The sequence below is a fragment of the Psychrobacter okhotskensis genome (assembly GCF_013248965.1).
Taxonomy (GTDB): Bacteria; Pseudomonadota; Gammaproteobacteria; order Pseudomonadales; family Moraxellaceae; genus Psychrobacter; species Psychrobacter okhotskensis.
Genome location: NZ_JABRVQ010000002.1, coordinates 22,479 through 34,739 on the forward strand (window position 1 = coordinate 22,479; position 12,261 = coordinate 34,739).

General features: G+C 45.8%; 9 protein-coding genes. 6 read left to right on the top strand and 3 right to left on the bottom strand.

Translation table 11 applies throughout. The annotated features are described in order from the left end of the window. Positions 1-12 precede the first annotated feature (12 nt). Together HQR03_RS01550 and HQR03_RS01555 are read right to left on the bottom strand one after the other, a co-directional pair. A complete protein-coding gene (locus HQR03_RS01550; RefSeq protein WP_025653035.1) occupies positions 13-324 on the bottom strand; it encodes a YeaC family protein in 312 nt (103 codons plus the stop codon). Between the two features lie 38 nt (positions 325-362). Then, positions 363-1,367, bottom strand: a complete 1,005-nt coding sequence (locus HQR03_RS01555) for an NAD(+) kinase (protein WP_173238908.1) — start codon at positions 1,365-1,367, stop codon at positions 363-365. Positions 1,368-1,664: 297 nt separating this feature from the next. Here HQR03_RS01555 and HQR03_RS01560 point away from each other — a divergent pair, with 297 nt between their 5' ends. Beyond that, positions 1,665-2,387, top strand: a complete 723-nt coding sequence (locus HQR03_RS01560) for a Bax inhibitor-1/YccA family protein (RefSeq protein WP_173238909.1) — start codon at positions 1,665-1,667, stop codon at positions 2,385-2,387. A 118-nt stretch (positions 2,388-2,505) separates the two neighbouring features. Here the strand turns inward: HQR03_RS01560 and HQR03_RS01565 are convergent, their stop codons facing one another. Then, a complete protein-coding gene (locus HQR03_RS01565) occupies positions 2,506-5,340 on the bottom strand; it encodes a heavy metal translocating P-type ATPase (RefSeq protein WP_173238910.1) in 2,835 nt (944 codons plus the stop codon). Between the two features lie 536 nt (positions 5,341-5,876). On the opposite strand from HQR03_RS01565, the gene mrcB reads away from it, so the two are divergent. From mrcB to HQR03_RS01590, 5 genes are all read left to right on the top strand, one after another. After that, positions 5,877-8,222, top strand: a complete 2,346-nt coding sequence (gene mrcB, locus HQR03_RS01570; protein ID WP_418889561.1) for a penicillin-binding protein 1B — start codon at positions 5,877-5,879, stop codon at positions 8,220-8,222. 33 nt (positions 8,223-8,255) lie between these two features. Further along, on the top strand, positions 8,256-9,122 hold the full coding sequence (locus HQR03_RS01575) for a tetratricopeptide repeat protein (protein WP_173238912.1): 867 nt from the start codon (positions 8,256-8,258) through the stop codon (positions 9,120-9,122). Between the two features lie 122 nt (positions 9,123-9,244). Continuing rightward, positions 9,245-10,171: a 50S ribosomal protein L11 methyltransferase gene (gene prmA, locus HQR03_RS01580; protein ID WP_173238913.1), complete on the top strand. Its 927-nt coding sequence runs from the start codon at positions 9,245-9,247 to the stop codon at positions 10,169-10,171. Between the two features lie 196 nt (positions 10,172-10,367). Then, positions 10,368-11,564: a DUF3426 domain-containing protein gene (locus tag HQR03_RS01585; RefSeq protein WP_025653028.1), complete on the top strand. Its 1,197-nt coding sequence runs from the start codon at positions 10,368-10,370 to the stop codon at positions 11,562-11,564. A gap of 325 nt (positions 11,565-11,889) precedes the next feature. Beyond that, entirely contained in the window at positions 11,890-12,135 is a 246-nt protein-coding gene (locus tag HQR03_RS01590) for a helix-turn-helix domain-containing protein (protein ID WP_037026284.1), read from the top strand. The last annotated feature ends 126 nt before the right edge of the window (positions 12,136-12,261 follow it).

A 12,261-nucleotide genomic window follows, 5' to 3' on the forward strand; every position in this document is an offset into this window, starting at 1 on the left:
CGACCATTCTGCTTATTTATCACGAAACTTAACTGGCTGGATAGCGCCCTTAGGATTGGGCATATTGGGATAATGATGTTCGTGCTCGACATCACATTCAGCACCGACGATTGAGCCATCGTCCTTTACAGGTTTATGAATATAACCGGTACGCTCGGCCGCAGGTAGATGCTCATGCTCCCAAACCATTACCGCTTGCATACAAGTGTCGCGCTGCTCAGGGGTTAATTTACGGCCATCTGGCCATTTGCCAAGCTCAATGGCCATACGGAATTTATCGACCACGTCTGGTGTTAGCGTTGCTAATATTGTTTGCTTATCCATCTCACTCTCCACGACTATTTTTTATACGACAACTGCTTTTATTCATCATCCATAATATCATCATCAATATCAAGACTGAATTCTTCGGCATGGACGTTCCAGTGTAGTTTGGTACGGCAAGCCTCATAAAAATCAAATCCTGGAGGATGTAGCAGCGTTAGCTTATCAGGGTGCTTACGAATATAAAGCCGCTGCTCTTGGTCGAGCGGTATGCTGGGCTTGCCATCTGCACTAACCATCGGCTGCGTGCGATTGTCCTCATGGATGCGAATACAAACTTCGCTATTGCCACTGACTACAATCGGACGACTGGACAAGGTATGCGGATGCATGGGCACCAGACATATTGCATCCATACTCGGATGGATAATAGGGCCACCACCAGATAGTGCATAGGCTGTGGAACCAGTAGGCGTCGCCACAATCAAGCCATCGCTGTGCTGTCTATAGACATCGTGACCATCAATTTTCATCTGAAAATCAATCATATGTACTGACTTACCAGCATGCAATACGATGTCATTGAGCGCCATATCTTCATGGATAATATTTCGCCCTTCTCGTATTTCCATCGTCAAGAGAAACCGATGATCCAACTGATAATCGCCCATCAATACTTGACGCAATTTAAAAGCAGCTTCATCAGGTTTGACATCAGCTAAAAAACCAAGGCGACCACGGTTGACACCCAAGACTGGCACGCGATATCGAGCCAGTGCTTCAGCAGCATGCAATATAGAGCCATCACCACCGACGACGATAACCAAATCACAAATCTCACCTATCAAGCTACGCTTAACGATTTTGACTTTTTCGATCTCAGTAAGATCCAAGGTTGGTAGATGGGCAGTTTGCATGTCCATTATCAGGGTGAGATTCATCTCATTGATAGTTTGGGCAATCTGCACCAGACTTTGGGTGACGCTGCGCTTGCCTGCGCGCCCCATTAATCCAATACGCCGAAACGCTGGATTTTTGATGGCGTGGAACAGCTCTGATGCATGTAAGTGTGGCAATCTTTCGGACTGCGCGGAGTTTTCCATAAAACGACTCGGAATAACGGTAAAATACAGGGCAATGATAGCGATAAATGAGCGCTTAAACTAGCATGTTTTATCAATTATCGTTGTTAACTGTCGTAATCAACCCCATATAACAACCATTGCACGCCCATTTATGGCCTGCTTACCGCGCTACTGAGCATCCCTAGCTAGTCCAAATAATAAGTCAGATGATGGCTGCGTCAATCCTTGACAGCCGTCACGCAAACACAGTTGACAATAACCAAGCTTTTGCTAAAGTAGCAGTAATTTATATCATTTTTAATTAAGGACATATGTATGGCCAATCCTATTGTCAGTCGCGCAGAGCTTGCGATCGGCGGTCAGCCGATGACCGTCAAAGGTGTCATCCAAAAGACCAGCTTGTTGCTTGGTTTATCTGCTATCACTGGTGTCGGCTTTTTCTTTTATGCGCTGATGGCAGGTCTATCACAAAGTTTTATTACCATGGCGGCCTTTGGTAGTATGTTTGCCGCTTTTGGTCTCGCGATCTTTATCACTTTTAAGCCACAAAAAGCCAAAACTTTCGCGGTCCCTTATGCGCTCTTAGAAGGTATCTTCTTAGGCGGCATCTCGCTATTCTTTATGAGAATGTACCCAAGCGTACCAGTCACGGCGATGTGCGCAACCTTTGTGACGGCAGCGGTTATGCTAGGGCTATATCGCTCTGGTCTCGTTAAGGTGACGCAGAAATTCCGCTCTATCGTCACCTCAGCGCTTATTGCCATCATGCTCGTTTATGTTGCGCAATGGGTTCTTTCTTTAGCGTTCGGTTCGAGCTTACCTTTCTTATTTGAAGGTGGCGTTATCGCTATTGGCTTCAGTTTATTTGTGATTGTTATCGCTTCTTTTACGCTATTACTTGATTTTGATAACATTGATCGCGGCGTAGCAGCTGGTATTTCTGAAGACTACGAATGGTTATTTAGTATCGGTATTCTTGCGACGCTAGTATGGATGTATATCGAATTTATGCGTCTGCTTAGCTACCTACAAGACTAATCTATAACTGGCTAATAATAATGATACCTAAAATAAAAACCGTCTTTTGCTAAAGGCGGTTTTTTTATATTTGAACCAAAGTAGGTATTATATGCAGATAAATACCACGTATAAGAAACTAAGCACGTTTTAGACGCAATGCATTTAATACCACAAATAATGAGCTCAGCGACATCCCAATGGCGGCAAGCCAAGGTGGGACATAACCAAACGCGGCAGGTAATAATACGATACTGTTATAAGCCAGTGCCCAGCGGAAGTTTTGTTTGATAATGCGTTCCGTTTTATCCGCGATACGCTTGGCGGCCGTGATGGCTTCAATCTGTCCATTAAGGATGATGCTATCGCTTGACACCTGCGCCAAATCTGCCGCGCCAGCAATCGAAGTCGACACATCTGCTGCTGCCAACACGGGCGCATCATTAATACCGTCACCAACCATCAGCACGACTGACCCTTGTGCTTGCAGCTGCTGGATATGATTGACCTTATCCGTTGGTGACAGACCATTATATGCCGCCTGCATGCCCAAAGTCTCCGCCATGACCAGCGCCTGCGGACTGGGGTCGCCCGTCAGCATCACAGACTCAATACCTAAGCCTTTGAGCGTATCCAGCATTGAGCGGGCGTTATCACGCACTTTATCGCTAAAGTAAAAACACGCCAGCGCTTGCCATCCACTTGAGGAGCTTGTTTGACAAGACAACACAACCGCTGAGCTGGCACGCTGGCTCAGTAAATCGATCGTTAAATCATTGTCTGCCTTTGCACCAGTAGCACCTTTATCCAAAGCAAAGTCTACATGACCAATACGATATAGAACGCCATCAATCATGGCTTCTACCCCGCCTGCTGGATAATGCAGCAAGGCTTGAGTGGGCGGCAGATGTAATTGATAAGCGGCGGTCAGTAGCGCATGAGCAATCGGGTGACGACTGCCTACTTCTAAGGCCGCAGCAATGGCTAAGAAACGGTCTTTTTGCAAAGGCAACGCGCTTGAGTCATCGTTTTCATCTTGGCTGAACGATTTTATTAGCTCAATGTTCAGTAAGTTTGGCTTGCCATAAGTCAATGTCCCTGTTTTATCAAAAGCCACATGCGTAATCTCTGCTAAGGTTTGCAGCGTATGACCACGCGTGGTCAAAAAGCCATAGCTGGCCAATCGATTGGTAGAGACAGTCAAAGCAATCGGTGTGGCTAGTGACAGCGCGCAAGGACAAGTCGCCACTAAGACTGCAACCGTTGCCCAAATAGCTTGGCTTGGATCGACAAAATACCAGCCGATAAATACCAATGCTGACAATACTAAAATCCGCGCCACAAACCAACGAGCCAGCTTGTCCGCTTGCTGTGCCAGTTTGGGCTTTTCACTCATGGCACGGTTCATCAGCCGATCAATTAATCCAATCTGACTGTCTTCTGGCAGTGCCGTGACCAGCATCTCAAACGGCTGACTGTCGTTTTGTGCGCCGCCGACGATATAGTCGCCTTGAGACTTGATGATTAAATCACCCTCACCCGTCAGCAGACTTTGGGAGACGGTCGCAGTTGGACTAAGCAAAATACCATCGCTGATAATCTCAGAGCCAGCCTCAACCATGATGATGTCACCCACTTGCAAGCTTTGAGCGGTCACCATCTGTTTTTGTTCTGCACCATACACTGGCTTTAACAAATCTGGCTTTAATAGGTCTGGTTGACGGCTGGTTTGTTGCCAGTCTTGAGCTATACGATTGGTTATTTGATGAACATTGGCATCCATACTCTGCATAAAATTGGGTGTATACTTTGTTGGAGCGCTGACTGCGGCACTTATTGCACTATCAGCACCTGTCTCATGAACTGCCTGATTAATAGCACTCGTATCTGTTTTATTCGAAACATTTTGTTGTAACTGCTGCAAAATGAGCGCAGCGTCTCCTTTGTTTTCAGCAATTTTTTGTACTAAAACTGGCTCCACCACTACTAAGTCATTGGCCATCGTCGCCGCTTTTAGACGGGCATTATGCTCGATATAACGCCCTGCCAATAAGAAGAAAATAAACATGCTGACCGAATCATAATAGGTCTGACCGTTTCCAGTAATGGTGGCGTACAAACTGGCGAAAAATGTAACAATCAAGGCGATACTGACCGGTACATCCATATTGACTTGGCGCGCGCGAACTGCCGACCATGCAGACGTAAAGAACGGTATGCCCGCATAAAAGAACACGGGAATACTGACGAATAACGACACCCAACGCAAAAAATCGCGCTGCAATATCAACATCCCGCTATATTCACCAAAATATAGTGCGACCGCATACATCATCGCTTGCATCGCGCCCAGAGCAGCAATTCCTAGACGTAGCAGCATCTTGTTATTGTGCTTAGCCAGCATTGCTTCATGGGTGTCTTGACGGTAAGGCTTGGCTTCGTAGCCAATTTCATTGATAACGGCTAGAATACGGCTGATAGGCAGCTTACTCTCGTCCCAAATGACGCGCATACGCTGATTGGTCAAATTGACCTGACACTTACTGATGCCATCAATCTCATAAAGACGCGATTCGATGAGCCACGTACAGGCAGCACAGCGTAAGTTATTAACGGACAATTCCGCCACCGACAGACCATCTTGAGCATAAACGAACTGTAACTTTATCTCATCATGATCATAGGCTTCGAGGCGCGTCAGCTGGGTAGGCAAACTTGCCGTACGGTTGATTTCCGAACGATCAAGATAATATTGCTCAAGCCCTGCCTCGACGATACTTTGCGATGCCAACTGACAACCCATGCAGCACATCTCACGGGATTTACCCAATATATCGGCATAAAACGGCGGCTGCGGTACTGGGTCGCCACAGTGAAAACAATGACCAACAAGAGGCAGGACCAACCCTTCGGTGATAGAGTTGTCTTCATAATAATGGCTGGAGGTTGGTATTGGTGAGGGGGCACTAGACATAATCGCGCTTACTTCCTTTAGACAGGTTTGCTCGAACCCAATTCACTTTGAGAAAACTTGCTATCATCAAATATGCCTAATGTTATTTAAAACAGCTATTTTAAATAAGCTCGACACGGCTAGCACAGATAGAGAATCAACCGCTAATTCATACAAAAAACATCGTTAGAATAATCGTAAATTGTTATCTTATATGGCACTGATAAAGCAAATTAAAAGCGCGCTGTGTTTTTGTATAAACATCGCTGTCAATAGATCGATTATACTATAAGCCGGTGCTGTGAACAGCATAACCCCTCACAGAGTCATCCCACTGAATGCCTGAGTTGATGATGATAGATTGAAAAATTTGTCAATTTGCGTCATTATGAGGCAGTTTTTTATCCCTAAATGGTGCATCATCCGTGCAAAAATCTAATTCTAAGCGACCAATCTCCAAGCTTCCTTCATCATCTACGTCTGCTATCAGCACGCTACCCTCACAGCAGCGCGGCTTGGTCTTTAGTAGTATTTTATTAATTGTCATTATCGCTGGCATGGTGCTATTGGCGCTGTATTTGATCAAGCTTGATCGCACCATTACCCACAAGTTCGAAGGTAAGCGCTGGGATATTCCTGCCAAGGTATACTCGCAGCCACTTGAGCTTTACCAAGGTGCCAGCGTCGATAACAGCACGATTAAGACATGGCTTGAGCTGCTTAATTATCAAAGCAACAAAGCCTATGATCGCACCGGTACCTATCGTAAGTCTGGCAATACCTATTATATCCATACGCGCGGTTTTACTTATAGCTCCAACGATATAGACACTGAGCAAGTCATCAAAATGACGATTGCTGGTAATAAGATTGAGTCGATTCAAAGCACTTTACCGGCTAAGAGCGGCATTATTCGCCTTGAGCCGGTTAGTATTGGCGGCATTTACCCAGACAGCAATGAAGATCGTATGGTCGTCTCTTTAGATGAGGTGCCACAGCCATTGATTGATGCATTAATAGCCACGGAAGATCGCGGCTTTTATGAGCATAAAGGCGTATCGATACGCGGTATCGCCCGTGCAGTCATTAATAATTTCTCTGGCGGCTCTAGACAAGGTGGTTCGACCATCACCCAGCAGCTGATTAAAAACTTTTATCTGAATTCAGATCGCACCCTAAAACGCAAAGCCAATGAAGCCCTAATGGCTGTGTTACTTGAGCTCCATTATAGTAAAGATGAAATTCTACAAACGTATCTGAACGAGATTTACCTAGGACAAAACGGCAACCGCTCTATTAATGGCTTTGGTTTGGCAGCGCAGTTCTATTTTAATCAACCGCTGAACGAGCTGCGCTTAGACCAGCAAGCCTTGCTCGTTGGTATGGCAAAAGGCCCGAGTGTCTATAATCCACGTCGCCATCCAAACGATTCAAAAGCACGTCGTAATGTCGTTCTTAGCAACATGCTAGCGATGGGCACGCTCAGTCAAGCAGACTATGATAAAGCCATAGAGAGATCACTGGGTATCGCTGACAAGCCTGTCGAAGGCAAAAGCCAATTTCCTGACTTTCTCGATATCGTCAAGCGTGAATTGAATACCGTCTATTATTCTGATGACTTAAAAAATGAAGGTCTGACGATTATTAGTACGCTCGACCCTATTGCCCAATTAGCCGCCGATAAAGCAGTCGATAAAAAACTGGGCGAGCTCCGTCGTAGCAGCAGCAAAACCAAAGATTTACAAGGTGCCTTGGTCAGTGCCAATCCAGAGACTGGTGAGCTGGTCTCTGTGGTCGGTAGCGGCAGTGAATTTACGGGCTTTAACCGCGCCGTCGATGCCAAGCGTCAAGTGGGCTCTTTATTAAAACCGATCATTTATATGACAGCGCTCGAAAGCGGTCGCTATAATTTGGCAAGTTCGGTCGATGATTCACCAGTTACCGTCAACCTAAATGACGGTACGAAGTGGAATCCACAAAACTATGACAAGCGTGATCATGGTTATGTCCCCTTTACCACTGCACTGTCTCAGTCTTATAACCAAGCAGCGGTACGCTTAGGCATGGAATTTGGGATCGATACTTTTGCCAAGCAGCTACAGCGTATGGGTATTAAAGAGAAAATATCGCCTTATCCTTCTGCATTATTAGGATCGGTCAATCTTAGCCCAATGGATATGCTTGGCGTCTATCAAGTTTTTGCTACTGGTGGCTTTCGCACGCCCATTCATAGTATTCGTAGCGTCATTGATGATCGCGGTCGTATCTTGCAGCGCACTGGACTCAATACACAGCGTAGTATCCCGCCTGAGACCAACTTTTTGACCAATTACGCGCTACAGCAAGTGGTCGCCAGCGGAACGGCTAAACGAGCACAGTCGCTTGGTAGCAACCTGAATCTCGCTGGTAAAACAGGGACCACAAATGACTATCGCGACGCTTGGTTTGCTGGTTATAGTGGTAACTATGTCAGCGTGGTTTGGGTCGGTCGTGATGATAATAAGCCAATCGGTCTGAGTGGTGGCACAGGTGCATTACCAGTTTGGGTCGACTATATGAGTCGCTTAAAATTGACGCCAGTATCACTACCTGAGCCGGAAGGTATTGAGTGGTTATGGCTTGAAAACAATTCTGGTAAGCTATCAAATGAGCGCTGTACTGATGCGCGCTATTTGCCAGTAATGTCAGCACATTTGCCCGAAGAAGCCAGTAGTTGTGCCATCGGATTGTATCAACAAGATCGCGCTCAAGAACAGAGTGAGCAAGGCGCTATCAATCAGCAACGCCGCCGCGAAGGCTTAGACATTCCAAATGGCGAAGCGGTTGAGACCGAGAGCCAAGATGATAGTGATGCGCAGGGCGGTGCTGATACTTGGTACGACCGTGCGGTTGAATGGTTCTAACATTGTTTTTAAAAACTTAAAAAGGGGCTTAACATGGTGTCATCTATACAGCAAAGCGTATCCGTTAAGCAGGACATTATTAGCACGGCTAAAAAGAATACCCTAGCGAATACGGTCCTTGCTGCTGGTGCGCTCGTTGGCATAATGAGCTTGAGTGCCTGTCAAACGGCGCCCATTACTGCGACGAGAACAACACCTGCTCAAACGATGCCAGCAACGCAACGTCAAGAGACAGCAGCGCCCTCATCGGTTACCAACGTAAAACCTGCGACTCAAGCGCCGATTATTGATCACAGGGGCTATGGAGAAGGCGACGATAATGATGAAAAAAATGACTACCCTATCCAGTCTGATGCGCCGTCTGGCCCATCTTCAGCGACAAACCCATTAACGCAACAAACTCCAGTGTACACAGCGCCTAACTCCCCATCCAGTCCTGTGTTTTCACAGCCCGATGCCGTAATCATTACGCCGTCCCGTGATGACTATATAATTTCTGAACCTTCAATACCGTCGCACAATGACCTATTAGAGCGCGCGCGCCAAAACTCGCAACAACGCAGTCAACAAGCGGCTACTAACAACAGTGACCTGCCAGCATTTCGCAATCTTATGCAAACAGGGATTGGTCAGTTAAAATCAGGCAAGCTGACCAATGCTGAGAGCAGCTTTACCCGCGCCCAGCGCCTCGCGCCCAAATCCTCAGCGGTGTATTTTTATCTGGCACAAGTCGCTCTCAAAAAGAACCAACCGCGCAAGGCAGAAGCCATGGCTCGCCGTGGTCTTAGCGTCTCGCAAGATGCCAATCGCAGACGCGCGCTCTGGCAAATTATTTTGCAATCAGGGCAAGCGCAGGGTAACTCACGCATCATCAATGAAGCAAAGCAAGCACTGCGTTAGTATCAAGACATACCGAAGTGAGTAAATACTAAGTCTATAACTTGCTATCTACTCACTTTTTATATTGTGCACACCCATCATTTATCCAAAATATACATTTATTTTTAATTAAGGTTATCGTTATGGCATGGCAACAACTGCACTTACAGTGTGAAAAAGCAAACGTCGATCTGGCTGAGGCGCTGTTACTAGAAGCAGGTGCTCTATCAATCGCGTTAGATGACGCAGGGGATCAACCCTTGTTTGAGCCATTGCCTGGTGAGTCGCCCTTATGGGATGAAGTGATCCTGACAGGATTGTTCGATGCCAGCACAGACACTGGTAGCCGTCATGCGGTTGAACAGTTAAGTCACGAAATTGGTGCACAAGTACACGCCAGTCGTGTTTGGCTAAGTGCTGTGGATGATAAAGATTGGGAACGTGAATGGATGAGCAATTATCATCCTATAGAATGCGCCAATAACTTATGGATTGTGCCTAACTGGATAACGCCGCCCAATCCTGAAGCGATCAATATTATTATGGACCCTGGCTTAGCTTTCGGTACGGGTTATCATGCCACCACTCGCTTATGCCTCGACTGGCTAACAGAGCAAGATCTGAGTGATAAAGTGGTGATTGATTATGGTTGTGGTTCAGGAATTTTAGGTATTGCGGCATTATTGTTAGGGGCACGTCAGGTCTATGCCGTTGATATCGATCCACAAGCTGTGCTGGCGACCAACCAAAATGCCGTACGCAATCATGTCGATGATCGCTTGCAAGCATTTTTACCCGAAGACTTTACTGATTACTGGAAACAAAACGACGTCAAACCTGTAGAAGTGATGGTCGCCAACATTTTAGCCAAGCCCCTTATTGGCTTAGCACCTTACTTTGTCACCTTAATGGCATCAAAAAGTCGTATCGTGTTAGCCGGCTTAATCGAGTCACAAACTGAAGAAGTGACTGCTGCGTATCAGCCTTATTTTGCGCTCGATCCGAAGCACGCCTTTACGGCGCAAGAGGACCAACATTGGCAGCGTTTATCTGGTACATTTACAGGCTAGCAACATTTAATTACATCTGTTACGATAGAGGGGCAGTCAAATGTTATGTATTTGACGCCACTCTGTCCTTGTCTATCACTCATAAATGTATCAAGCATTTAACGATGAGTATCTAAGTAGAAGCCTGAGTATTAGAGGCAGCTATTGGTGAGTGGCTACGCGGTATTGATAACCATACTTTTTTGGATTCGACCCTATGACCACGCCAATAAAAACTCAGTGCCCTCATTGCCAAGCTTGCTTTAAATTACAACAAACCCAGTTAAATAAAGTAAACACCGCCGTTTGCTGTGATCAGTGTCAGCAGAGTTTTTTGGTCAATAAGCACCTTATCGTCACCACCGATACGCCACCAAAAATGGCAGATAGCACCACCACCGACCCAAATAACACAAGTAATGTCAAACCGCCTATTCATAAACAACTTTCTAATAAGCAATCTTCAGCCGTCTTATCTTCTGACAGCTTAATTCATGATGGTTTAATTTATGATGACATGGATATCGACGAAGCAGATGAAAGCAGTTTGGAATATGACTCGTTAGAAAATATGGACGCTTGGCTGACCCATGCAACCGACAGTAGTCATACTAATTCTATAGCCAGTAATAAGCTTGATAAAACGCCCAAGTCAGCAGCGCAATCAGCGTCGGCAGCAACGCAGTCTACCTCACCTGCTCAGGTTGCACTTAGTTCAGCGGCGGCCAATAACATCCATGCCAATATTGATGATACGACTGACAACGCTTGGCTCGAAGATCTGCTCAAAGAGCAAAATAAAAATGACAATAGCATCCAAGAGGATACGGATTTATCGCAGCTATTGCTCAGCATGGGCGTGCCCTTTAGAGACGAAGACCGAACACATGAAGAGCGGGTCAAAAAAATGCAAGCGCAAGCGAAATTCGCGCCGACACCAGCGCGGCATTCAATTGCCTCGCTACTGTGGACGCTAGGCTGTTTGGTACTGGCGCTGCTACTTTTTGCCCAGTATGTTATTTTTAATTTAGAAACCTTGGTAAAAAATCCCGCTCATGCAGAACGCCTACAGACAATCTGCACAATCGCGGCTTGCAGCCTTCCTAGCGCTGACTTATCTGCCTTGACGATCACTGAGCTCAATCACAAGCCTAGCCAAATTAAAAAAACGGGGACTTTTAGTGAGGTAAGTGCAACGTTAAACAACCAAAGCCCACAAGCCCAGCTTTACCCTAATGTTAAGGTCAGTGTTTACGGGACAGATGCCCTACTCGGAGAGTTTATTGCAGCACCAGATGATTATCTATTGAGTACCCAAAACCAAATAGCGGCTGCCAGTCGCAGACAACTGCTATTTACGATACCGGTTGCCAATGCTCAAATCCGTGAAGTCCGTATTAATCCTATTTATTGAAGCAGACCTTAATAAATAGAAGTAATAAGCGAGACCTTAATAAATAGCAGTAACGAAATGCTTTGGAATTGAACAGTCTTCATTGAATAGCATTGCTACTGAGATAACGTCCAATCTGTCAATGCTAACCGATATTAATTTGTTATAATACCCGTCTAAACCCCTATGGTTTGACTCTTTTTAATCTCAAGGACATTATCTTATGGCAACTCATGCACAGCATAATGCCAATCGTTTTGCCCAAAGCTCTGAGCATCTTGCCGATTATAATAAAGACGATTATCAGCATTCTATCCGTGATTTAGAGCCTTCTCTAGATAGCCTTATGAACAATGGGCATACTCCTGAACCTTTGCGTGTGAACGTAGAGCGAGTGGTGCGTCAGTATTTTGCGATGTTAGGCGATGAGATACCCACCGATTTGTATGAGCTTATCTTAAAACAAATCGAAGAGCCGCTATTGTCTGTCGTCCTTGAGCAAACGCGCGGCAATCAGACCAAATGCGCGCAAATCTTGGGTCTCAATCGTGGTACGTTACGCAAAAAACTTAAAACCTATAACTTAATGTAACCTCGGCCAGATGAGCTTACCGATCGTCATTAACCCTCATTATGTATGGCAATTTATCGTTTATGACCTTATCCACTGTGATACTGTCGGCAGCGATTGTCATTATCACCTTGCCAGACGTTTACG